Source organism: Propioniciclava sp., assembly GCF_047602245.1.
Taxonomy (GTDB): domain Bacteria; phylum Actinomycetota; class Actinomycetes; order Propionibacteriales; family Propionibacteriaceae; genus Propioniciclava.
Genome location: NZ_JASGHT010000001.1, coordinates 2,056,345 through 2,078,298 on the forward strand (window position 1 = coordinate 2,056,345; position 21,954 = coordinate 2,078,298).

22 protein-coding genes and 1 tRNA gene are annotated in these 21,954 nt (G+C 68.3%); 17 read left to right on the forward strand and 6 right to left on the reverse strand.

Features of this window, described 5'->3' with window-relative positions:
- Nucleotides 1–78: 78 nt before the first annotated feature.
- Nucleotides 79–1,503: an MFS transporter gene (locus QM708_RS09760; protein ID WP_415107469.1), complete on the reverse strand. Its 1,425-nt coding sequence runs from the start codon at nt 1,501–1,503 to the stop codon at nt 79–81.
- 17 nt (nt 1,504–1,520) lie between these two features.
- Nucleotides 1,521–2,567 (reverse strand): Gfo/Idh/MocA family protein, encoded by a 1,047-nt coding sequence (locus tag QM708_RS09765; RefSeq protein ID WP_415107472.1) that lies wholly within the window; start codon nt 2,565–2,567, stop codon nt 1,521–1,523.
- 314 nt (nt 2,568–2,881) lie between these two features.
- Between QM708_RS09765 and QM708_RS09770 the strand changes: the two genes are divergently transcribed.
- The 6 genes from QM708_RS09770 to QM708_RS09795 are packed head-to-tail and all read left to right on the forward strand — an operon-like array spanning nt 2,882 to nt 9,482.
- Nucleotides 2,882–4,351, forward strand: a complete 1,470-nt coding sequence (locus tag QM708_RS09770) for an aldehyde dehydrogenase family protein (protein ID WP_415107475.1) — start codon at nt 2,882–2,884, stop codon at nt 4,349–4,351.
- A gap of 16 nt (nt 4,352–4,367) precedes the next feature.
- Nucleotides 4,368–5,234 carry a citryl-CoA lyase gene (locus QM708_RS09775; protein ID WP_415107478.1) on the forward strand — a complete coding sequence of 289 codons (867 nt, stop codon included), beginning with the start codon at nt 4,368–4,370 and terminating at the stop codon, nt 5,232–5,234.
- A 29-nt stretch (nt 5,235–5,263) separates the two neighbouring features.
- A complete protein-coding gene (locus QM708_RS09780; RefSeq protein WP_415107481.1) occupies nt 5,264–7,030 on the forward strand; it encodes a thiamine pyrophosphate-binding protein in 1,767 nt (588 codons plus the stop codon).
- A gap of 14 nt (nt 7,031–7,044) precedes the next feature.
- Entirely contained in the window at nt 7,045–7,890 is an 846-nt protein-coding gene (locus tag QM708_RS09785; protein ID WP_415107484.1) for a sugar phosphate isomerase/epimerase family protein, read from the forward strand.
- Between the two features lie 47 nt (nt 7,891–7,937).
- Nucleotides 7,938–8,816: a shikimate dehydrogenase gene (locus QM708_RS09790; RefSeq protein WP_415107487.1), complete on the forward strand. Its 879-nt coding sequence runs from the start codon at nt 7,938–7,940 to the stop codon at nt 8,814–8,816.
- Nucleotides 8,817–8,825: 9 nt separating this feature from the next.
- Nucleotides 8,826–9,482, forward strand: coding sequence for a TetR family transcriptional regulator (locus QM708_RS09795; RefSeq protein WP_415107490.1), 657 nt, complete (start codon nt 8,826–8,828; stop codon nt 9,480–9,482).
- An 11-nt stretch (nt 9,483–9,493) separates the two neighbouring features.
- On the opposite strand, the gene QM708_RS09800 is transcribed toward QM708_RS09795, so the two are convergent.
- The gene (locus QM708_RS09800; RefSeq protein ID WP_415107492.1) at nt 9,494–9,949 is read right to left on the reverse strand and encodes a DUF1707 SHOCT-like domain-containing protein; all 456 of its coding nucleotides are present in this window, start codon (nt 9,947–9,949) and stop codon (nt 9,494–9,496) included.
- Nucleotides 9,950–10,078: 129 nt separating this feature from the next.
- Between QM708_RS09800 and QM708_RS09805 the strand changes: the two genes are divergently transcribed.
- The 4 genes from QM708_RS09805 (at nt 10,079) to QM708_RS09820 (ending at nt 13,400) form a co-directional block, all read left to right on the forward strand.
- Nucleotides 10,079–11,338, forward strand: a complete 1,260-nt coding sequence (locus tag QM708_RS09805) for an aspartate kinase (RefSeq protein ID WP_415107495.1) — start codon at nt 10,079–10,081, stop codon at nt 11,336–11,338.
- A gap of 14 nt (nt 11,339–11,352) precedes the next feature.
- Entirely contained in the window at nt 11,353–11,985 is a 633-nt protein-coding gene (locus QM708_RS09810; protein WP_415107497.1) for an ABC transporter ATP-binding protein, read from the forward strand.
- Nucleotides 11,986–12,087: 102 nt separating this feature from the next.
- Nucleotides 12,088–12,957, forward strand: a complete 870-nt coding sequence (locus QM708_RS09815; protein WP_415107500.1) for a hypothetical protein — start codon at nt 12,088–12,090, stop codon at nt 12,955–12,957.
- An 8-nt stretch (nt 12,958–12,965) separates the two neighbouring features.
- Nucleotides 12,966–13,400, forward strand: a complete 435-nt coding sequence (locus QM708_RS09820; protein ID WP_415107503.1) for a hypothetical protein — start codon at nt 12,966–12,968, stop codon at nt 13,398–13,400.
- 248 nt (nt 13,401–13,648) lie between these two features.
- Here the strand turns inward: QM708_RS09820 and QM708_RS09825 are convergent.
- From QM708_RS09825 to QM708_RS09835, 3 genes are all read right to left on the reverse strand, one after another.
- Nucleotides 13,649–13,725 (reverse strand) — tRNA-Pro (locus QM708_RS09825).
- A 60-nt stretch (nt 13,726–13,785) separates the two neighbouring features.
- Nucleotides 13,786–14,703, reverse strand: coding sequence for a metallophosphoesterase (locus QM708_RS09830; protein ID WP_415107506.1), 918 nt, complete (start codon nt 14,701–14,703; stop codon nt 13,786–13,788).
- Nucleotides 14,703–17,084, reverse strand: coding sequence for a transglycosylase domain-containing protein (locus QM708_RS09835; RefSeq protein ID WP_415107509.1), 2,382 nt, complete (start codon nt 17,082–17,084; stop codon nt 14,703–14,705). The genes QM708_RS09830 and QM708_RS09835 overlap by 1 nt, the downstream gene beginning before the upstream one ends.
- 172 nt (nt 17,085–17,256) lie before the next feature.
- Between QM708_RS09835 and QM708_RS09840 the strand changes: the two genes are divergently transcribed.
- The 7 genes from QM708_RS09840 (at nt 17,257) to QM708_RS09870 (ending at nt 21,939) form a co-directional block, all read left to right on the forward strand.
- Entirely contained in the window at nt 17,257–17,532 is a 276-nt protein-coding gene (locus tag QM708_RS09840) for a WhiB family transcriptional regulator (RefSeq protein ID WP_415107512.1), read from the forward strand.
- Nucleotides 17,533–17,573: 41 nt separating this feature from the next.
- The gene (locus tag QM708_RS09845) at nt 17,574–17,741 is read left to right on the forward strand and encodes a hypothetical protein (protein ID WP_415107519.1); all 168 of its coding nucleotides are present in this window, start codon (nt 17,574–17,576) and stop codon (nt 17,739–17,741) included.
- On the forward strand, nt 17,738–18,208 hold the full coding sequence (locus tag QM708_RS09850) for a RidA family protein (protein WP_415107520.1): 471 nt from the start codon (nt 17,738–17,740) through the stop codon (nt 18,206–18,208). The genes QM708_RS09845 and QM708_RS09850 overlap by 4 nt, the downstream gene beginning before the upstream one ends.
- Nucleotides 18,159–18,884, forward strand: a complete 726-nt coding sequence (nth, locus tag QM708_RS09855) for an endonuclease III (protein ID WP_415107522.1) — start codon at nt 18,159–18,161, stop codon at nt 18,882–18,884. Before QM708_RS09850 ends, nth begins: the two co-directional genes overlap by 50 nt.
- On the forward strand, nt 18,881–19,492 hold the full coding sequence (locus tag QM708_RS09860) for a TlpA family protein disulfide reductase (RefSeq protein WP_415107524.1): 612 nt from the start codon (nt 18,881–18,883) through the stop codon (nt 19,490–19,492). The genes nth and QM708_RS09860 overlap by 4 nt, the downstream gene beginning before the upstream one ends.
- Nucleotides 19,492–20,166, forward strand: coding sequence for an NUDIX hydrolase (locus tag QM708_RS09865; protein ID WP_415107526.1), 675 nt, complete (start codon nt 19,492–19,494; stop codon nt 20,164–20,166). Before QM708_RS09860 ends, QM708_RS09865 begins: the two co-directional genes overlap by 1 nt.
- Before the next feature lie 69 nt (nt 20,167–20,235).
- Entirely contained in the window at nt 20,236–21,939 is a 1,704-nt protein-coding gene (locus QM708_RS09870) for an alpha-glucosidase (RefSeq protein ID WP_415107528.1), read from the forward strand.
- Nucleotides 21,940–21,954: the final 15 nt, after the last annotated feature.

Here is a 21,954-nt window from a genome sequence, read left to right on the forward strand (position 1 = left end):
CGGCGTGTTGATGGGGGAAAGGCGAACGGCGGGCGCCCTCGGGTGAGGACGTCCGCCGCAGGCGTGGGGAGAGGTGGCCTAGGCGACGTTGCCGTACTTGGCGACCTCGGCCTGGTCGGCCTCCCGGTCCATCTCGGTCAGCGTCTTGAACGCGGTCTCCTTGGCGGTGGCGGCCGTGATCAGCACGACGGCCATCACCGCGGCGGTGAGCAGGAAGACGGGCAGGAAGTGATCCTGGCCCACCATGATGGCGGCGGCGATCGTCGGCGCGAAGCCGGTGAGCGCGAAGCCGATCTGGGTGCTCAGCGCGGTGCCGGACATGCGGACCTTGGTCGGGAACTGCTCGCCGTAGAAGGCGGGCCAGACACCGTTGACCGCGGAGTAGAAGATGCCCTGCATCACGAAGCCGAGCACGAACACACCGGTGATGTTCGTGGTGTGCAGCGAGTTCATGTAGAAGTACAGCAGCACGAGCACCATCAGGTAGCCGCCGATGTAGACCTTCTTGCGGCCGATCTTGTCGGCCAGCCAGGTCCACAGCGGGATGGCGAACAGGGCGCTGAACTGGACCGCCGTGGTCTGGAGCAGCATAATGTCCGCCCCGATGCCCTGGTCCCGGCCGTAGGACAACGCCCACACCGAGAAGATGGTCGTCTCGAAGTTGTGCAGCGACAGGATCAGCACCCGGAGCCACGGCCCGCGGTAGCGGCTGAGCAGGATCTTCATCGGATCCTTCTCCGACTTGATGGAGCGGTCGGTGCGGATCGACACCTCTTCCATCGAGACGCCCTTCTCGGCCGCGACCTGGGCCTCGAACTGTGGTGCCTCCTCCAGGGTGCGGCGGATGAGCCAGCCAACCAGCACGACGATGGCGGACAGCCAGAACGGGATGCGCCAGCCGATGGAGAGGAAGAACTCATCGCCCATGGCGGCCATCGGGATGAAGACGCCCGCGGCCATCACCTGGCCGAGCTGGGTACCGAACATCGTCCAGCCGGTGGTGAAGGAGCGCCGGTTGTCGGGCGCGTGCTCCAGTGACATCGAGTTGGCGCTGGACTGCTCACCGCCGGCCGAGAAGCCCTGCAGCAGGCGGCAGACCACCAGCAGCGCCGGCGCGGTGACGCCGATCTGCTCGTACGTCGGCAGGCAGCCGATCGCGAAGGTCGCGATGCCCATCAGGAACAGGGTGAACACCATCACGTCGCGGCGTCCGCGACGGTCGCCCCAGCGGCCCAGTACCACCGCACCGATCGGGCGGGCGATGTAGGCCACGCCGAAGGTCGCCAGCGACAGGATCAGGGCCATGCCCGGGTCGCTCTTGTCGAAGAAGAGCCGGTTGAAGACGAGGGCCGAGGCGCTCGCGTAGATGAAGAAGTCGTAGTATTCCAGCGCGCTGCCGACGAGTGCGGCGATCGCGGACTTCTTCGGTTGCCGCCGGGATGCGATGGCGGCCTCGTCCAGATGGACGGGGCCTGAACCCGGCGATTGGTCTTGCTCTGACATGGGTGTCCTCCCTGTCGTTACTGGATATCAATGGGGCGTCCGCTGGTGGCGGACTCGTGGATCGCCTCGACGATCTTGACGTTCTGGACGCCGTCGCGCAGCGAGACCAACGGATCGGCCTCGCCACGAATGACCTCGGTGAAGTGCGTGAGCTGCGCCGCCAGCGGATCCACGCGAGGGACGGTGAGTCGTTCCATCGAGGCGAACGGCTTCCACCACGACCGTTCCTCGGCCCGGTCGTAGCTGAACAACTGCATGGTCGGCACCGACAGAGAACCGTAGGTGCCGGCCAGGTGGTAGCAGTCCTGATCGGGGTGGGCGTCGAAGGCGGGGTCCTCGCGCACCGTCTGCTCCCATGACCGCGGGGAAGCCGCGGCATCGGAGATGATGAAGGTGCCCAGGACGCCGCTGGCGAAGGTGAAGATGATCGCCGCGGTGTCCTCGACGGCGAACTGGCGGGTGCGGTTGGAGGTGACGGCCTGCACCGTCGCGACGTCGCCGCACAGGATCCGCAGGTTGTGCACCTCGTGGATGATGTTGATCCGGACCGGGCCGCCGCCCGGCTGGGTGCGCCACGGGGCGATCGGGTAGTAGTCGTCCGGCTTGTAGTACAGCGCGGTGCCGTTGACGGCGACCAGGTCGCCGAGGCGTCCGGATCGCACCACCTCGCGGCAGACCTGCATCACCGCGGAATGGGTGCGGTGATGGCCCACCAGGATGCGGGCGCCGAGGGCGTCCGCGCGGGCGATCAGCCGCTCGCCGGCCTCGAGGGTGTCGGTGGCCGGTTTCTCCAGCAGGATCGGCAGCCCCGCCTCGATCGCCGTGGTGGCCATCGCCTCGTGCAACTGGTTCGGCGAGGCGATGATCAATCCGTCGGGGCGGTCGGCGGCGAGCATCGCCTCGAGGTTGGGGTAGAGCGGGACGCCGCGTAGCTCGGCCTGCTCGCGGGCCGCGGGTGCGGGATCGACGATCGACGCGATGGTCGTGGCGTCGTCGGCGGTCAGTGCGTCGAGATGCCTTGTGCCGATCAGCCCCGCCCCAGCGACGGCGATGCGGACGGTCATCGTTGGCCTCCAAATCTGTGCTCGCCGGGCGCCCCGAGGGGCGGCCCGACGCGGGACTGCGGTGTCCCTACGCGCTCAATGTAGGGCAGGCGAGGGCTCGCGTAAAGACGTGGGCGCACTGTTTAGTTCATATTGTTTGCCGTGGTCACGCCCACAACGTGCCGCAGGCTCCCTCAGGTCTCACGGTTTCCTGTACAAGTGCGACAGGCGCGCCCTATAGTGCATGTACTGGTTAGTACACGCCATGACGAGCCGCGCCAACGAGGGCGTGGATGCGTCGGCTCATAGCTTCAGGCTAGGAAAGGGGCGGCACGGTGGCCGAGCAGAAGACCCGCAAGGAAATGACCCCCGAACAGGTCCAGGAACTGGACGATCTGTTCGCCAAGGCCCGCGCGGCGCAGAAGATCATCGAGACCTACGACCAGGCCAAGGTCGACCGCCTCATCCAGGCCGTCGCGTGGTCGGTGGCCAACACGACCACCTTCCATCGCCTGGTCGAGATGGGCATCGAGGAGTCGGGGCTGGGCGACTACGCCAGCCGGATGAACAAGCGGATGAAGATCCGCGGCGTCCTGCGCGACGCGCTGCGCCAGCCGAGCGTCGGCGTCATCGAGGAAGACCCCGAGCGCGGCCTGGTCAAGTACGGCAAGCCGGCCGGCATCATCGGCTGCATCGTGCCCACCACCAACCCCGACCTCACCCCGGCCGGCAACGCCATCTACGCGATCAAGGCCCGCGACGTGGTCATCTTCTCCCCGCACCCGCGCAGCCAGAAGACCACCTTCGAGACGGTCCGCCTGATGCGCGAGGCGCTCGAGGCCGAGGGCGCACCCGCCGACATCCTGCAGTGCATCACCCAGCCCAGCCTGCTGGTCAGCCAGGCGCTGATGAAGCGCGCCGACCTGATCATCGCCACGGGCGGCCAGGCGCTGGTCCGCCAGGCCTACAGCTCGGGCAAGCCCGCCTACGGCGTGGGCGCCGGCAACGCCACCGAGTTCCTCGACGAGACGGCCGACATCAAGGCGACCGCGATGAACTGCATGCTGTCCAAGACCTCCGACTTCGGTTCGGGCTGCTCGGCCGACGGCAACGTGCTGGTGCCGCGCTCGAAGTACGACGAGATGCTGGACGCCCTGGCCGAGGTGGGTGGCTACCGCGCCACCGCCGAGCAGCGCTCCGCGCTCGACACGGTGATGTGGGACGCCGAGGGCCACCGCCTGCCCGACACCGTCGCCATCTCGCCGCAGAAGCTGGCGCAGGCCGCCGGCTTCGAGATTCCCGCCGCGGCGAAGTTCATCTTCGTCGAGGGCACCGGCATCGGCGAGGAGCACCACTTCTGCAAGGAGAAGCTGACCACGCTGATGGCCGTCCACCCCTACGACGGCAGCTTCGAGGATGGTGTCGCGCTGGCGCTGGAGCTCTACGAGGTCGGCGGCAAGGGGCACAGCTGCGGCATCGCGTCCAACGACGATGAGCACATCGACTACTTCGGCAAGATGATGCCGGTCTCGCGCATCATGGTGAACCAGCCCAACTCGCGCGCCAACGCAGGCGCGTTCAACAACGGCATGCCGATGACCTCCTCGATGGGCTGCGGCACCTGGGGTGGCAACATCATCAGCGAGAATGTCACCCTGAAGCACTACATGAACACCACCTGGGTGTCGCGCAAGATTGCCGTCGACCGGCCCTCGGACGCCGAACTCTTCGGCGACTTCTACGACCCGGCGATGGAGCCCGACGGGGAGGCCAAGCCGACCGACGCGGCCGTCACCGTCTCCTGAACCGGACGGGGCAGCCATGAGCGAGCAGCACTCCGCCGGCGAGCAGGCGGCCGAGCGGCAGTTGGCGGAAGCCAAGCAGTGGTGGACGACGTCCATCATCGACATCCACCCCGGTGAGATCGCGGTGCGCGGCTACCCGATCGAGGAACTGATCGGGGAACTCACCTTCCCCGAGATGATCTGGCTGATGCTCATGGGCGAGGTGCCCTCGCGTCCGCAGGCAAAGCTGCTCGAGGCGGCGCTGGTCTCCAGCGTCGACCACGGGCCCCAGGCGCCGTCGATCGCCATCGCGCGGATGGCGGCGACCTGCGGCCCCGGCCTCAACGGCTCGATGGCCTCGGCGATCAACGTGCTCGACGACGTCCACGGCGGCGCCGGCCAGCAGTGCATGGAGATCTACTACGAGGTGGACGCCGAGGCCGGTCCCGGCGGCGACCTGGCGGCGGCCGCGGCCACCGTGGTGGCGCGGCGCAAGGCGGCCGGGCTGAAGTACTTCCCCGGCTTCGGGCACCGGTTCCACCCGCTCGATCCCCGCGCCCCCCGCCTGCTGCAGCTGGTCACCGAGGCGGCCGGCCGCGGGGAGACGTCCGGCCGGTTCGCCACCATCGGGACGGCCGTCGAGGACGCCCTGTCCGCCGGTCGCCCCCGGCGCATCCCGATGAACATCGACGGCGCCACCGCCGTCGTCTACTGCGAACTCGGGCTGCCCTCGGAGCTGGGGCGGGGTGTGTTCATCCTGTCCCGCTCGGTCGGCATCCTCGCCCACGCCTGGGAGCAGACCCAGCAGGGCGGCCGGATCAAGGGGCCGCAGGCGAAGCTCCTCAACTACACCTACGACGGCCCCGGCCGCCGCCATCTTCCCGACACCGACCACCGCGGCTGAGCCGCCACGAACTGAGAAGAGGAACCCACATGACGGCGCTCGCCTGTGAGGAAATCGTCCGCTACCTCGAAGGACGCGGGATCACCAAGGTGTTCGGTCTGTGCGGCCACACCAACATCGCCATGCTGGACGCGATGTCGCGCAGCGAGAAGATCGACTTCGTCAACGTCCGCCACGAGCAGATCGCCTCGCACGCCGCCGACGGCTACGCGCGGGTAACCCGGTCGGCGTCGGTGGTGCTCAGCCACCTCGGCCCGGGCCTGACCAATGCGGCCACCGGCGTGGCCAACGCGGCGCTCGATTCGATCCCGATGGTGGTGATCGCCGGCGACGTGCCCACCTACTACTTCGGCAAGCACCCCCACCAGGAGGTCAACTACCACGCCGACGGCGACCAGTGGCAGATCTACCGCCCGTTCGTGAAGCGGGCCTTCCGCGTCGAGCGCGCCGACATGCTGCCCGAGGTGCTCGACCGCGCCTTCGTGATCGCCGAGTCCGGACGCCCCGGCCCGGTGCTCATCGACGTCCCGATGGACCTGTTCAGCCTGCCGATCGACACCGCCTTGGTGGATCGCGCGCTGAGCAACCGGATCGACTACGCCAAGCCGACCATCACCGAGGAACTCGCCGAGCAGATCATCACCCAGGTGGTCGCGGCCGAGCGCCCGGTGGTCTACGCCGGCGGCGGCGTCCACCTCGCGGACGCCTCGGCCGAACTCACCGAACTGGTCGACCTGCTCGACCTGCCGGTGGCCCATTCGCTGATGGGCAAGGGCGCGGTGCCCGACGACAACCCGCACGTGATGGGCATGTCGGGCTTCTGGGGCACTCCGATGACCAACCGGATGTGCCTGGAGGCGGACTGGATCCTCGGGCTGGGCACCCGCTTCGCCGAGGCCGATTCCTCGTCGTGGTACGAGGAATACACGTTCAAGATGCCGCCGACCAAGCTGATCCAGATCGACATCGATCCCGAGCAGATCGGCCGCAACTACCCGGTCGAGATCGGTGCCGTGGCCGAGCTGAAGGCGGCCCTCGGCGTCCTGGTCAAGGTCGCCCGGCGCCTGCACCCCGACGGGGTCACCCGCGCGGGGCTCACCGAGGCGATCCTGGACGACCGCGCCGCCCGCAAGCAGGGTCTGCGCACGGACCAGACCTCGGACGCCTTCCCGATGAATCCCGCGCGCATCCTCGCCGACCTGCGCGAGGCCGTCCCGGCCGACAGTTTCCTGGTCACCGATGTGGGCTGGAACAAGAACGGCCTGGCCCAGCAGTACGACATCGTCGTGCCCGGCACCTTCCTCACCCCGGGCGGCTTCGCCACGATGGGCTTCGGTTCGCCGGCCGCGCTCGGCACCAAGCTGGCCGCGCCGGACCGTCCGGTGATCGCCCTGATCGGCGACGGCGGCTTCGGGCAGAACCCGGCCGTGCTGGCCACCGCCCGCCGTGAGCAGATCCCGGTGATCTGGGTGGTGATGAACAACAACGCGTTCGGCACCATTGCGGGCCTGGAGAAGGCCAACTACGACACCACCTACGGCACCACCTTCGCCGTCGAGGGTGGCGACGACATGTGGATCGACTACGCGGCCATCGCGACCGCCTACGGCGTCAAGGCCAAGCGCATCGAGAGCGCGGCCGAATTCGGTCCGGTGCTCGCCGAGGCGCTGGCCGCGAACGAGCCCTTCCTGATCGACGTCCCGATGCAGAACATCCCGACGCCGACCTCGGGCCACTGGAACATCCTCGACATCTACAGCCCTGACGGGGTCAAGGGCCACGTCAGTACCGATTGAACGGAGGGAACGCCATGAGTCACCGTTATTCCCTGGGGTACCTCACGGTCGGCGACCTGGAACCCTCGGCCCAGGTCTACGTCGCGAAGGAGGCCGGCTACGACTACGTCGGCCTGCGGCCGATCGCGATGGGCCTGCCCAGCGAACCTCACCTCGACATCGCGCACGACTCCCGGCTGCTCGCGGACTGCCGCACAGCCCTGGATGAGACCGGCATCGAGGTGTGGGACATCGAGCTGGCCCGCGTCCTGGACGAGATCGACTACGACACCTACGCCCCCGCGCTGGAGGTCGGCGCCGCCCTCGGCGCGCGGGTGCTGCTGACCAGCGTGTGGACCGACGATCCGCTCAAGCAGGTCCGTGGGCTGAAGCGGGTCACCGACCTGGCCAGCCAGTTCGGGCTCACGGTGGTGGCCGAGTTCGTTCCGTTGTCGAAGGTGAAGTCGTTGGATGCGATGTCCGCGCTGGTGCGTGAAGTGGACGCCGGTAACCTGGGCATCCTGATCGACGTCTACCACTGGCAGCGGTCGGGGGCCCCGCTGGACGCGGTCGCCGCCTTGCCGCGCGAGTGGCTGCCGATGATCCACCTGTGCGACTGCCCTGCGGAGTCGCCCGGCGATCTGGAGGCGATCCGGTATGAGGTGCGCGAGCGCCGTCTGTACGTCGGCGAGGGGGATGCGGCGATCACCGATCTGATCGCACGCCTGCCCACCGACGTCGTGCTGGCCATCGAGCAGCCTCACCTGGAGCGCCTGCGGGTGCTGGGTGACGCCGAATACGCCAGACGTGCGCTGCAGCACGCCAAGGCCGTCATCGACCCGGTCTTCGCGGCAACGGAGCCGGTGGGCGCGAGCCGCTGAGCAACTCCTCCGATTACCTGTGCGATTCAAGGAAGAAGGCACATCACATGTTTGACAAGGTCAAGCCGGTCACCCACATGCTCGGGCTGGTCGGTGACTCGATCACGGCGTCCTACACGCCGCCGATGCACGAGATGATGGGCAAGGCGATGGGGATGGGGGTGGCCTATCGCCCGATCGACCTCGCTGTGCTCGACATCGGCCCCGAAGACCTCGCCGAGACGCTCGTGTGGGCGCGCCGGCTCGGATTCACCGGCTTGAACATCACCGCGCCGTGCAAACAGCAGGTGATCAGCCTGCTGGACGAGCTGTCGCCCCGCGTCGAGGGCCTGCGCGCGGTCAATACCGTGGTGTTCCGCGACGGGAAGACCGTCGGCTACAACACCGACTGGTGCGGATTCGTGAACTCGTTCAAGCGCTCGATGCCTGAGGAGCGCCCCGACACGATCGTGCTGATGGGAGCCGGCGGAGCGGGCTCGGCCGTCGCCTACGGCATGCTCGACCACGGCGTCCGGCAGGTGATCATCTTCGACGTGATGGCTGAGCGCCAGACCGCGCTTGTCACCCGGATGAACGAACTGTTCGAGGGCGACCGCGCGGTGGCAGGCACCGACCTTCAGGCGGCCCTCGCGCAGGCCGAAGGCGTGATCAATGCCACCACGATCGGCATGACCGGGCACGAAGCCGGCACCTCGGTGCCGATCGAGTACCTGCGCCCCGAGATGTGGGTGGCGGACTGCGTCTACCTGCCCGTCGAGACCGAACTGCTGCGCCGCGCCAAAGAACGGGGCTGCCGGACGCTGCCCGGCACCGGAATGGCCGTCGAACAGGCCATCGAAGCGTTCCGCCTGTTCACCGGGGTCGAGCCTGATCCGGCCAGCGCCTATGATGCTCTTCAACAATTGCTGGCATCAAGAGATGGATAACACCTAGGCATGAGCACTGCACCGGCGGCGTCCAGGGATCTCGGGCGTACCCGGGCAGAGATCTTGGAGGTGGCGACGCAACACTTCGCGCGTCTGGGCTACTACGGCGCGCGCGTGGACGACATCGCCTCGGAGACGTCGACGACGAAGCGGATGATCTACTACTGCTTCGGCGGCAAGGACGATCTGTTCGCGGCGTGCATTCGCGCGGCGTACGCGAAGATCCGCCAGTTCGAGCAGTCGCTTCACCTGGACGATATGGCGCCGCGCGAGGCGATCGCGACCTATGTGCGCGGCACCATCCGCTATCTGGAGGAGCACGCCGAACTGCCGCTGCTGGTGCGCGCCGAGAACCTGCTCGGCGCCGCACACCTCGCCGAGGAGGACGACGCGCTCAACCGGCAGATCATCGACCTGCTCGACCGGGTGCTCGCCCGCGGGCGCGCCGGTGGCGACTTCCGCGACGGCGTCCGTGGTGTCGAATTGCACATGCTGGTCACCGCGCTCGGCAACTACCGCATCACCAACCAGCCGACCTTCCATGCGCTCTTCGGCTTCTCGACGCGGGATTCCGGGCGCCTGGAGCACGACCTCGACGAGTACGTGCGAATGACGCTCGGCTGGCTGAGGGCGGACGCGGACGAGATCCCGTCGGCCACCCACTGATCACCGGCCGGCTACTGATCCAGGTACGGCGGCGGCTGGCGTCGTTGCGGGTTGAAGTGGTTGAACACGAACGACAACACGATGGCCAGCACGATGAACTGCCACCAGTTGCCGGTCACCAGCGCCAGCAGGATGGCGCCCGGCCACAGCACCTTCTGGGCCATCGGCAGCCAGGAGGCCTGATTGCGGGCCACCTGGGCGCCGTCGGCCGGACGCGGGACCGGCGGCGGGGCACTGAACGCGGGCACCGGCTCGGCACCCGGGATCTGGCGCGGGTGCGGCGCAGGCAGGTCGCTGAACAGAGGAACGAACTCGCTGGCGAAGCGAGCTGACAGGGCGGCGCTCAGCCGTTCGTCGAATTCGGACGCCTCCAGGCGTCCGGCCTCGAAATGCTCGCGCAGCAGGGAGGCCGCCTCGTCCCGTTCGGAGTCCGAGAGTCGCTGCTGGGCGGAGGGTTCGTCGGTCATGGGTCCTCCTGTCGGTCACCATTCTGCCCTGCTACCGTCTCGAAGGCCCCTGCGCTATGCGAGATGGGATGTGCGAAGGTGCGCGGGCATGGCAGAGTGAACAAGGTTTGTCAGGGAAGGGAGTCGCGCGTGCGCGTTGTGCAGAAGTTCGGTGGTTCATCGGTGGCGGACGCCGCCAGCATCAAGCGGGTGGCCCAGCGCATCGTCGACACCCAGGAACAGGGCAACGAGGTGGTCGTCATCGTCTCGGCGATGGGTGACACCACCGACGAACTGCTCGACCTGGCCGCCGAGGTTAGCCCCAAGCCGCGGGCGCGCGAACTCGACATGCTGCTCACCGCCGGCGAGCGGATGAGCGCCGCCCTGCTGGCGATGGCGATCAACGACCTCGGCTACACCGCGCGCTCCTTCACGGGCTCGCAGGCGGGTGTGATCACCACCGAGAAGCACGGCGACGCCCGCATCATCGACATCACGCCCGGCCGGATCGTGTCGGCTCTCGACGACGGCGACATCGTCATCGTGGCCGGCTTCCAGGGCGTGTCGCAGACCACCAAGGACGTGACCACGCTGGGCCGTGGGGCGTCCGACACCACCGCGGTGGCGCTGGCCGCCGCGCTCGGTGCGGGCTTCTGCGAGATCTACTCCGACGTGGACGGCGTGTTCACCGCCGACCCGCGCATCGTTCCGGGCGCCCAGCGCATTCCGGAGATCAGCTACGACGAGATGCTGGAGATGGCAGCCAACGGCGCCAAGATCCTGCATTTGCGCTGCGTGGAGTACGCGCGCCGCGAGAACGTGCCCGTGCACGTCCGCTCGTCGTTCTCGAACAAGCCAGGCACCTGGGTCAAGCACATCGACGAGGAGGATTCCGTGGAGAACCCCATCATCACCGGCATCGCGCACGACCGGTCCGAGGCCAAGATCACCGTCGTCGGCGTGCCGGACCGGGTGGGCGCGGCCGCCGAGGTCTTCACCACCGTGGCCAACGCCGGCATCAACATCGACATGATCGTGCAGAACGTGTCGGTGGACTCCGGCACCACCGCCATCTCGTTCACGCTGCCGCAGGCCGACGGCGAGAAGGCGATCGCGGCGCTGCGCTCGGCGCAGGAGTCGATCGGCTTCCGCGACGTCCTCTACAACGACGAGATCGGCAAGGTGTCGGTGATCGGCGTCGGCATGCGCTCGCACCCGGGCGTCTCGGCGACCGTGTTCCGCGCCATCGCCGGGGCGGGCATCAACATCGAGATGATCTCCACCTCCGAGATCCGGATCTCGGTGCTCGTCGACCACGCCGACGTCGACAAGGCCGTCCGTGCGGTGCACACCGCGTTCGGCCTGGACGCCGACGGCCAGGCGGTCGTCTACGCGGGCACCGGCCGCTGAAGCCTGCGTCTCTCGTGTCCGGCTTGGCCGTGCAGGACGCCGTGGTGCGCTACGGCGTCCTGGTCGCGCTGGATCACGTCTGCCTCACCGTCGCACCCGGTGAGGTCGTCGCGCTGACCGGAGCCTCCGGTTCGGGCAAGACCACCCTGCTGCGCGCGATCGCCGGGCTGCAGAAACTCTCGTCCGGCCGGGTGTTGTGGGACGGGCAGGATGCCCTCGCGGTGAAGGTGAACCGGCGCGGGTTCGGGCTGGTCGCCCAAGGAGCGCAGTTGTTCCCGCGCCTGGATGTGGCGGCCAACGTCGGCTACGGCCTGCCCCGGATGGGACGCGAGAAAGCCGTCCGCGTCGCGGAGGCTTTGGAGTTGTTCGGCCTGCCTGGCGCCGGGCCGCGCCCGGTGGCGGACCTCACCAACGCCGAGATCCAGCGCGTGCTGCTCGCCCGCGCCTACGCCCCACGGCCTCGCCTGCTGTTGTTGGACGAGCCCTTGTCGTCGCTGGAGGAAGGCCCCCGCGCCCGCCTCGCCGACACCCTGGCCGTGGCGATGAGGACCGCCGGGATGGCGTCCGTCTACGTCACCCACGACCACGCCGAAGCGTCCCGCATCGCCGACCGCACCCTGACGCTCGCCAACGGACGCCTCGCCTGAGCCGTCCGGTCGCGCTACCCTGACAGCGCGACCGGTGTCGGACGCCGCCGCTACGCTGGATAGCTCCAGGACGGCGCATGACGAGCGGCGGAGGTGATCCTGATGGCTACACAGTTCGAATTTCGTCTCATTGACGGCGATGCTCCCGAGGGCGAGCTTGAGGCTGATCAGCTCATCGCGATCGTGCAGAGCCTCAAGGAAGTTGCCACCAAGATCAGCCGGGCCGAGACGGACGCCCAGGCTGTCGGGCGTCCCTCGAAACGGACGCAGCGGGTGGCGAGGCTCAGCATCGGACTTGCGCCGGGCAGCACCACTGTTCTCGTGCGCCGCGCCGGGGTCGACGAGAACGCTCTGCCGCTGGAAGTAACCGAGGAACGCGCTTTCGACGAGAAGTTCCAGGCAATCGTCGAATCGATCGCCGTCGACGAGCGTCCGGCGTGGGTGACAGATACGCTGGCGATCGCTGCTGGCAGCCTTCGCGGGGCATTGGAGGCCGCAGCGCCGACCGTGGAGTTCAAGGCTGGCGGACAAGTTCGAAGAACGTTCAGAACAGCCCAGACTCACAAAGAGACATGGAAAGCCGCAGGGGCCGAGCAGACCACTGCGGTGGTCACCTTCGTGGGGCGTCTCCGTGCGGTGAACCTCGACACCCATCGGCTCCAGGTCACCGACGACATCGGAAACAGAGTCGCCTTGCCGAACGTCGTGAATGACGTCGGACTTGGTCGGTTGCTCGGAAGCTATGTCACGGTGGTCGGCGCGGCCGAACGCGATGCCAAGGGGCATCTCGCACAGATTCACGATGCCGTGATCGAGCCTGCCCCCTCGCTGCCACCCGGCGTCGGGCTTGGGGTTCCTGCCTCAGCGTCCCTGGAGGAGATCGTCGCGGGCGCGCCCGGGCCGAGGTTCGGGGGCATTCAGGGACTGACCGATGATGAGGCTGACGCCTTCCTTGACGCATTGGGCCTGTAGTGCCAGACATGACTGCCGTCCTGGTCGACACTGACATCTTCGGATCGGTGTACGTCACGCCTGACCGGGCGGCTAAGCGGGGTCTGCCGGTAGCCGAGTGGAGGCGAGCGCTCGAAGGCGTCCGGGTGTTCATTACGTTCCAGACCCGTGCAGAGATCCTTGCGGGGGCTTTCATCGACCGTTGGGGAGGGCGGCGGGTCGCCGAACTCCGTGACTTGCTCGATACAACGCCAACAATCGGTGCAGACGCATCGGTGATCGACGCCTACGCCCGATTCCGCGCCGACTGTAGGACTGCCGGTCATCCCCTGTACGACAGGCCACACAACGCCGACCGCTGGAATGCGGCCTGCGCTATTGCGAAAGGCCTGCCGTTATTCGCCCATGACGGTATCTACACCGGAGCGCCCAGGCTGACGCTCTTCAAGGTGCCAGGTGCTTAAATCCCGATGAGATAGGACACCAACTAACGGACCCGCCTTCGATGATCGGCGGAGCGGACGCTCCGTGCTCGCACGTGGGAAGTTGTCATCGAGCGTGGGTTGCAACGTGCGCGCGACCGAGTTGGGGAAGCGTGGAGACGGAGCGTAGGCTCCGTCAGCCGGCTTGGCGGTGTGGGCGAGGGGCGCTGCCGCAAGACAAAGAAAAACCGCTCTGGTTTGGATTGATGTCCTCACCAGAGCGGTTCCGCTGGTCGGGGTGACAGGATTTGAACCTGCGACCTCATCGTCCCGAACGATGCGCGCTACCAAGCTGCGCCACACCCCGATCGGCCCTTGAGCCGAAGTAGATCATAACCCACTCGGCGCTGAATCTCACATCGGCGGGCTACTCCGGACGCGGGACGAGGGTGAGCAGGCTCACCTCGGGTGGGCAGGCGAACCGGTAGGGCGCGAACGGCGACATGCCGAAGCCTGCCGAGACGTGCACCGACGCGGTGTGCCCGCCGCTGGTGTGGGTGAACAGGCCCTTGGCGTGACGGGCCGGTAGATCGGAGTTCGTGGTGAGCGCGCCGTGGCCGGGCACGCAGACCTGGCCGCCGTGGGTGTGCCCGGCGAAGATCAGGTCCAGGCCGTCGGCGGTCATTGCGTCCAGCACGCGCAGGTAGGGTGCGTGTGTCACGCCCACCTCGACCGCGTCGCCGGACGCCGGGCCGACGACCTTCGCGTAGTCATCGAGGTGGTCATGAGCATCGGACGTGCCGCGAAAGCGGAACGTGGTGCCGCGCACCGTCATCTCGGCCGACCTCTCTTCGAGGTAGACCCAGCCGAGCCTTTCCAGGGAGGCCTGTAGCTCCGCGGTCGGCAGCCGGGTGCTGCGGCGTCCGCTCTTCTTACCGGACTCGCCGGAACTGCCGGAGTTGCCGAACAGATAGCGGGTCGGCACTTTGAAGCGCGGCGCCTTGTGGTCGTTGGATCCGAACACGAACACGCCCGGCACCTCGCGCAGCCGTCCGAGCGATTCGACCAGGGGGGCGAGGGCGTCCGCCGAGGACACATTGTCGCCGGTGTTGACCACGAGATCCGGCTCCAGACCGGCGAGGCCGCGCATGAAGTCACGCTTGCGGCCCTGGCGGGGCAGCAGGTGCGCGTCGGAGATGTGCAGCACCTTGACCGGCAGGGCACCGGGCGGAAGCACCGGGACGGTGAACCGGCGCACCTGGAATGCGGTGCGTTCGATGAGGACGCCGTACGCGAAGCAGGCTCCCGCGAGCGCCACGGTGGCGGCGCCGAGACGGCGAAGCATCAGCCCTCCTCGTTCGGCGGCGCTGGGGCCGTGCTCGGGTTCGGATTAGGATTCGGCTCAGTGCTGGGCTTCGCGCTCGGCTTGGGCGCCGGCCCGGCAGAGACGAGCAGCTTGATCGTGCTGTACTGCGGCGCGCGTCCCTTCGGGCTGATGCCGAGGAAGCGGCCCGCGGGGGCGGAGTTCGTGACCCGCGTCACCGCCGTGCCGAAGCCGGCGTCGCGCAGCTTCTGGCGGCAGTCGTTGAGGCTCGAGCAGGAGGGCAGATCCACCACTTCGGGCTTGTAGGCCTTCGGCTTGACGAACTGGCCCTTGGGCAGGCCCTGCAGGGCGACGGCCATGGCCGGCTTCCACAGGCCGCCGCCGGCCTCGCGTCCGGAGCTACCGGCCAGGCGAGCTTTGCCGCCGCGGATCGGTGCGCCCTCAATAGAACGCTGACCGCGCAGATAGCGATCGGCTTTCTTGTCGACGGTGAGCATCGCGGCGGTGGCCAGCTGAGGGGTGAAGCCCACCGTCCAGATGGTGGGGGCGTTGGTGTCGGTGCCGGTCTTGCCCGCGATCGAGTAGCCGGGAATGTTCGCTGCCGTGGCGGTGCCGCCGTTGAAGGGGCCGCGGAAGATGTCGGTGACGCGGTCGGCGACCTCTTGTGGGATCACCTGCTGGCAGTTGGCGTTGGGCACCTCGTACTCGCGGCCGTCCTTGCCGGTCACCGACTTCAGGATGATCGGGTCGCAACGCATGCCGCGCGCGGCGATGGTGGCGTAGGCGTTGGCCAGCGAGATCGGGGACGAGTTCTCGGTGCCCAGGGTGAACGCGGGGTTCTGCGCGAGCCGCCAGGATTCGTCGGTGCTGATATTTGCCCGCTGTGGCGCGATGTTCAGTCCCAGCGTGCGGGCCATCCGGGTGACGTCGCACAGGCCGACGTCCTGCTCGAGGGCGACGAAGAAGTTGTTCACCGAGTTCTTGGTGCCTGAATAGAGGTCGAAGGTGCCGCCGACGCCGCGCACATCCCAGCCCTTCTCGGCGCGGATGCTGCCCTCGCAGGTCGAGAAGCGCTCGCCGCCCCAGTCGCGCACGCGCGGGGACTCGTAACTGCGCCCGGGCGGGAAGCCCTTGGCGACGGCGGCCGCGATGGTGAACAGCTTGTAGGTCGACCCGCCGAAGTAGCCCTCGGCGCCGCCGAGGTTCTTCTCCATCGCGTAGGTCCAGTAGGTCTGGCCGGGTGCCTTGCCGATCTCGGGACGGCTCTGCGCGATCGCCTTGATCAGGCCGGTGCCGGGCTCGATCATGGCGATGACGCCGATGACCGGGTCGGTCGGGTAGACGTAGTTGGACACGGCGTCCTGGGCCGCCCGCTGGGTGCGCGGGTCGATCTCGGTCTGGATGACCAGGCCGCCGCGCTTGAGCATGCGCCGCGCGGTCTCCTGCTCGGCGCTGGTGGTGCCGCCGCCGAGGCTGGGCATCTGCAGCAGGGTCTTCTCGACGACCGAGCACAGGTGTGGGAACTCGCTGGAGACGCAACCGTTCTGCACCTCGGTGATCTTGCTGCGATCGAACTCTTCGGCCTTTGCTTCCTTGGCCTGCTCGGCGGTGATGACTCCCTGGCCGGCCATCACGTCGAGGACGTTGTTGCGGCGCTCGATGGCGAGTTTTTCGTAGCGGATCGGGTCGGTGGTGACCGGGTTGCGCACCAGGCCGGCGAGCATCGCGGACTGGGCGAGGTTCAGCTCGGAGGCGCTGATGCCGAAGTAGCGGCGCGCCGCCGCCTCGACGCCATAGGCGCCGGCGCCGTAGTAGGCGAGGTTGAGGTAGCGCTCGAGGATCTCGTCCTTCGACAGCCGGTCTTCGAGCGCGATCGCGTAGCGCAACTCGAGCAGCTTGCGGCTGAAGGTGCGCTCGCGTGCGGCGGCGAGGGCTTCCTTGTCGTTGTCGGCGACGGCCTTGTCGACGAGAGCGAGTTTCACGTACTGCTGGGTGAGCGTCGAGCCGCCCTGCTTGTTGCCCGAGGAAGTGCGCACCAGCGCGCGCAGCGTGCCGCGCAGATCGAGGGCGCCGTGATCGTAGAAGCGCTGGTCCTCCACCGAGATCTGCGCCTGGCGCATCACCTCGGAGATCTCCGACAGCGGCACGTTGACGCGGTTCTCATTGAAGAAAGAGGTGAGCACCGAACCGTCGGCCATCAGCACCGTCGACCCCTCGGCGGGCGGCGGTGTCTCGACCTCTCGCGGCAACGCCTGGACGGCGATGGCGCCGGCCTTGGCCAGCTCGGCTCCGACGCTCGCCGCCGGCACGACGAGACCGGCGACGAGGACGCCGCCGACCACGCTGACGAGGACGAACATCACGGCCGAGTACAGCCTCCGGCCCATGTTTGGTGCACGCACGGGCCAAGACTACGTGACGCAGGCCGTCAAGCCGAGTCGAAGGGTCGCCGGCTGGACCGTCACCCCTTGTGAGGGCGCTGCCAGGCAACGCACGCTTGGCAAGGAACGCGGGGATGTTTACCATAACGTTACGCCGGTGAGAGTATCACCCGCACGACGGAGAGGTTGTGCAATGACGTTTGTCGACACGGAGGATTGGACGCTTCAGGCGAAGTGCCGCGGGATGCAGGACAAGCTGTTTCCGCACGGTGCCGACCAGAAGCGTGCTCGTGCCGTATGCATGGCGTGTGCGGTCCGTTCGCAGTGCCTGGCCGAAGCGCTGGACAACCGCATCGAATGGGGCGTGTGGGGTGGCATGACCGAGCGCGAGCGCCGTCAGTTGCTGCGTCAGCGCACCGACATCTCCTCATGGCAGTCGGTGCTGTGCGGAAAGCCCAAGGGAAAGTGACCTCACTCTCACGCGTGCGCCGCGTGATCTAGGCTGATCCCATGACGAAGTGGGAGTACGCCACCGCACCCGTGCTGGTGCATGCGACGAAGCAGATCCTCGATTCCTGGGGCATCGACGGCTGGGAGTTGGTCTCCATCGTGCCAGGCCCCAATCCTCAGAACGTGGTGGCCTACTTCAAGCGCCCCATTCAGGAAGACAAGTGGTGACGACGCCGAGCGAACGGCTCGCGGCGCTCGGCCTGGAGCTTCCCCCGGTCGCGGCCCCCGTCGCCGCCTACGTGCCGGCCACCGCCTCCGGTGGGCAGGTGATGACCTCCGGCCAGCTTCCCACCGTCTCCGGTGAGCTGGTCGCGCGCGGCAAGGTGGGGGCCGAGGTGAGCATCGAGGTGGCCGTGGACGCCGCCCGGATCGCCGGCCTCAACGCACTGGCCGCTGCGGCGTCCGTCGCCGGTGGGCTGGATGCGATCGCCCGCATCGTGAAGGCGACCGTGTTCGTGGCCAGCACTCCTGACTTCACCGGACAGCCGCAGGTGGCCAACGGTGCCAGCCAGCTGTTCGTCGACGTGTTCGGCGATGCGGGTCAGCATGTGCGCAGCGCGGTCGGCGTCCCGGTGCTGCCGTTGGATGCCCCGGTCGAGATCGAGCTGGTCGTCGAGCCGGTCGGCGCCCGCTAGAGCCGTGCGTCAGCCGCAGGCGGTGAACGCCGCCCTTGCCGAGCTGTACCCGGACGCGCACTGCGAACTCGATTTCTCCACGCCGTTGGAGTTGCTGGTGGCGACCGTCCTGTCGGCGCAGTCGACCGACCGGCGGGTCAATGGGGTGACGCCCGCGCTCTTCGCGCGTTATCCGGACGCCGCGGCGTACGCGTCCGCCTCACTCGCCGACGTCGAGGAGATCATCCGCCCGACCGGGTTCTTCCGCGCCAAGGCGGCGCACCTGGTCGGCATCGGCGTCGCGCTCGCCGAACGGTTCGACGGGCAGGTGCCGGGCACGCTGGAGGACCTGGTCACCCTGCCCGGGGTGGGCCGCAAGACGGCCAACGTGGTGCTGGGCGACGCGTTCGGGGTGCCCGGGATCACGCCCGATACGCACTTCATCCGGTTGTCGAACCGGTTCGGCTGGGTGTCGTCGGCCAACCCGAACGTGGTCGAGAAGTCGGTGGGGGCGCTGTTCGATCCCTCCGACTGGGTGATGCTGTGCCATCGGGTGATCTGGCACGGACGCCGCCGCTGCCACGCGCGGCGTCCGGCCTGCGGTGCGTGCACGCTCGCGGGCCTGTGCCCGAGTTACGGCGAGGGCCCCACCGATCCCGAGGTGGCGGCCGGGATGGTGCGGGAGCCGCGGCGATGAGGCGGTGTCGTGGCGTGGCGGCGTCCGTCGTGCTGGCCTCGGTGCTGCTGGCCGGCTGCGCGGCGCGCCCGGTGCCACCTGAGCCGCTGCCGCCGCGTCCGGTCGACCCGGCGCTGGTCGCCCAACGCGAGGCGGCCGGGATCGCGGACTGCCCGGAAACCTCGGCGTCCGCGACGCCGGTGGGCGGTGGGCTGCCCGATCTTGTCCTCGGTTGCCTGGGCAGCGAACGCCAGGTCAACCTCGCCGCACTGCGGGGGACGCCGATGGTGATCAACGCCTGGGCGCAGTGGTGCGGTCCCTGCCGGCTGGAGGCGCCGCACCTGCGCGAGTTCGCCGAGCGCGCCGAGGGCGAGGTGCTGATGCTGGGCATCGACTACAACGACCCCGAACCGGCGCTGGCGCTGGAGTTCGCGCAATCCTCAGGCTGGGACTACCCGCACCTCACCGATCCGCTGAGACAGACGGCCGGTCCGCTGCGGGTGAGCGGCATCCCGGTGACGCTGCTCGTGGACGCCGAGGGCCGCATCCAGTACCGCGTCGTCGGGGTGGTGGAGTCAGCCGACCAGTTGGCCGGCCATGTGCGCACCTACCTGGGGGTGGAGGTCTGATGCGGTGTCCGGCCGCCTTGGCGGAACTGGAGGCGCGCCTGGCCGAACCCGGCTCGGGCGCCCGCGTCGTCCGCGGACGCGCCTCCCGCACCGGCCGTGCCGCCGCCGTGCTGATCCTGTTCGCCGCCCCCTCACCCGACGCGGTCCCCGCCGACTTCGAGCTGGTGATCATCGAGAAGTCGAAGCATCTGCGCAAGCACGCCGGGCAGTGCGCCTTCCCGGGCGGCGGCGTGGAGCCCGGTGACGCGTCCAGCGAGGAGGCCGCGCTGCGGGAAGCGCGCGAGGAGGTCGGGATCGACCCGGCGAGCGTCGACCTGCTCGGCGTGCTGCCGCCCGCGCGCGTGGCCGTCACCGGCTATCACGTCACGCCGGTGATCGGCTGGTGGCGCGAACCGCATCCGCTGGAGGTGGTGGACCAGGTCGAGGTCGCCGCCGTGCACCGGATCCGGGTGGGCGATCTGATCGACCCCGCGAACCGGGTCACCTGGCGGCTGCCGATGGGCTACCGCGGGCCCGCGTTCGTGGTGGCGGACCTGTTCATCTGGGGGTTCACCGGGCACCTCATCGACGGCCTGCTCGAGGTGGCCGGGTGGGCCGAACCCTGGGATGCCCACCGCGTCGCGCTCGTGCCCGAGCGGTTCCTGCACCGGGCCGGGCTCGACACCGGGCAATAGGGGCGTGGCGGCGCGCTAGCCACCGGCGGCGTGTGTGTTTTTGTCGGTGCCGTGCGGGACAATGAAGCCATGCAGTCGTCTCAGATTCCCTGGTGGTCCCAGGCGGTCGTGTATCAGGTCTATCCGCGGTCGTTCGCCGACAGTGACGCCGACGGAGTCGGCGACCTTCGCGGCATTCTGAGCAGGCTCGACCATCTGTCCGATCTCGGCGTCGACGTGGTGTGGCTCTCGCCGATCTACGTCTCACCGCAGGACGACAACGGCTACGACATCGCCGACTATCAGGCGATCGATCCCATGTTCGGCACGCTGGAGGACTTCGACGCACTCGTCGCCGCCGTGCACGAGCGCGGCATGAAGCTGGTGATGGACCTGGTGGTCAATCACACCTCCGACGAGCACCCGTGGTTCGTCGAGGCGAAGCAGCCCGGGTCGGCCAAACGTGACTGGTACCTGTGGCGTCCGGCCCGCGACGGCTTCGAGCCGGGCACACCGGGGGCGGAGCCGACCAACTGGGGGTCCTTCTTCGGCGGCTCCGCGTGGCAGTACGACGAGGCGTCCGGCGAGTACTACCTGCACCTGTTCAGCCGCAAGCAGCCCGACCTGAACTGGGAGAACCCTGAGGTTCGCCAGGCGGTCTACGCGATGATGCGGTGGTGGGTCGACCGCGGTGTGGACGGGTTCCGGATGGACGTCATCAACCTGATCAGCAAGAACTACCCGCTCACCGACGGCCGTCAGGGGCCGGGGGAGCCGTACTCCTTCGAGATCGAACGCGTCGCGAACGGCCCGCGCCTGGTCGAGTTCCTCGAAGAGATGAACGCCGAGGTGGGCATCGACGAGCGGCAGCTGTTCACGGTCGGCGAGATGGTGTCGTGCACGGCCGACCACGCCCGCGCCTACACCAGCCGGCATCACCACCGCCTCGGCATGGTGTTCACCTTCGAGCACGTGCAGCTCGACCAGCGCACCGGCAAGCTCACCCCCAACCCGGTGCGGCTGTCGGAGCTGAAGCAGAACCTCGCCCACTGGCAGCGTGCGCTCGCCGAGGATGGCTGGAACTCCCTCTACTTCGAGAACCACGACCAGCCGCGCTCGGTGAGCCGGTTCGGCGACGACTCACCCGAGCACCGGGTCGCCTCCGCGAAGGCCCTCGCGACCGTGCTCCACCTGCATCAGGGCACGCCGTACGTGTACCAGGGGCAGGAGATCGGCGTCACCAATGCCGGATTCACCACCATCGAGCAGTACGCCGACATCGAGGCGCACGGCATGTACCGCCAGCTGCTGGCGGCCGGGGTGCCGTCGGAACAGCTGCTGGACGCGCTCGGGCGGATGGGGCGCGACAACGCACGGACGCCGATGCCGTGGGACGGTTCGCCCCACGGCGGGTTCACCACGGGCACGCCGTGGCTTCCGTTGGGCGCAGGGCACGAGACGATCAACGTGGTCGCCGACCGCGCGGCCGCCGACAGCATTTTCGAGCACTACCGCAAGTTGATCGCGCTGCGTCACGAACTGGAGGTCGTGCGCACCGGGGCCTTCCAGCTGCTGCTACCCGACGACGACACGCTGTGGGCGTTCACCCGTTCGTGGGGCGACGAGGTGCTGCTGGTGCTGGCGAATATGAGCTCGTACCTGGCCTCGGTGCCGGTCGGTGAGCTGCCCAGCCTCGAAGACGCCCGGTTGATCCTGTCGTCCGGTTCGGCCGGCACCGATGTGCAGACGCTCCAGCCGTGGGAGGCGCGGGTCTACCGCCTCGCCACCGGCTGATCGCTCGGCCCGCTC

Excerpts from the sequence above, each read along its gene's own strand:
- QM708_RS09785 (WP_415107484.1), top strand. The coding sequence starts at position 7,045 with ATGAGTCACCGTTATTCCCTGGGGTACCTCACGGTCGGCGACCTGGAA.
- QM708_RS09790 (WP_415107487.1), top strand. The coding sequence starts at position 7,938 with ATGTTTGACAAGGTCAAGCCGGTCACCCACATGCTCGGGCTGGTCGGT.
- QM708_RS09830 (WP_415107506.1), bottom strand. The coding sequence starts at position 14,703 with ATGCTTCGCCGTCTCGGCGCCGCCACCGTGGCGCTCGCGGGAGCCTGC.
- QM708_RS09820 (WP_415107503.1), top strand. The coding sequence starts at position 12,966 with ATGACTGCCGTCCTGGTCGACACTGACATCTTCGGATCGGTGTACGTC.
- QM708_RS09765 (WP_415107472.1), bottom strand. The coding sequence starts at position 2,567 with ATGACCGTCCGCATCGCCGTCGCTGGGGCGGGGCTGATCGGCACAAGG.
- QM708_RS09865 (WP_415107526.1), top strand. The coding sequence starts at position 19,492 with ATGCGGTGTCCGGCCGCCTTGGCGGAACTGGAGGCGCGCCTGGCCGAA.
- QM708_RS09760 (WP_415107469.1), bottom strand. The coding sequence starts at position 1,503 with ATGTCAGAGCAAGACCAATCGCCGGGTTCAGGCCCCGTCCATCTGGAC.
- QM708_RS09795 (WP_415107490.1), top strand. The coding sequence starts at position 8,826 with ATGAGCACTGCACCGGCGGCGTCCAGGGATCTCGGGCGTACCCGGGCA.
- QM708_RS09870 (WP_415107528.1), top strand. The coding sequence starts at position 20,236 with ATGCAGTCGTCTCAGATTCCCTGGTGGTCCCAGGCGGTCGTGTATCAG.
- QM708_RS09845 (WP_415107519.1), top strand. The coding sequence starts at position 17,574 with ATGACGAAGTGGGAGTACGCCACCGCACCCGTGCTGGTGCATGCGACG.
- QM708_RS09860 (WP_415107524.1), top strand. The coding sequence starts at position 18,881 with ATGAGGCGGTGTCGTGGCGTGGCGGCGTCCGTCGTGCTGGCCTCGGTG.
- nth (WP_415107522.1), top strand. The coding sequence starts at position 18,159 with ATGCCCCGGTCGAGATCGAGCTGGTCGTCGAGCCGGTCGGCGCCCGCT.
- QM708_RS09815 (WP_415107500.1), top strand. The coding sequence starts at position 12,088 with ATGGCTACACAGTTCGAATTTCGTCTCATTGACGGCGATGCTCCCGAG.
- QM708_RS09775 (WP_415107478.1), top strand. The coding sequence starts at position 4,368 with ATGAGCGAGCAGCACTCCGCCGGCGAGCAGGCGGCCGAGCGGCAGTTG.
- QM708_RS09840 (WP_415107512.1), top strand. The coding sequence starts at position 17,257 with ATGACGTTTGTCGACACGGAGGATTGGACGCTTCAGGCGAAGTGCCGC.
- QM708_RS09780 (WP_415107481.1), top strand. The coding sequence starts at position 5,264 with ATGACGGCGCTCGCCTGTGAGGAAATCGTCCGCTACCTCGAAGGACGC.
- QM708_RS09800 (WP_415107492.1), bottom strand. The coding sequence starts at position 9,949 with ATGACCGACGAACCCTCCGCCCAGCAGCGACTCTCGGACTCCGAACGG.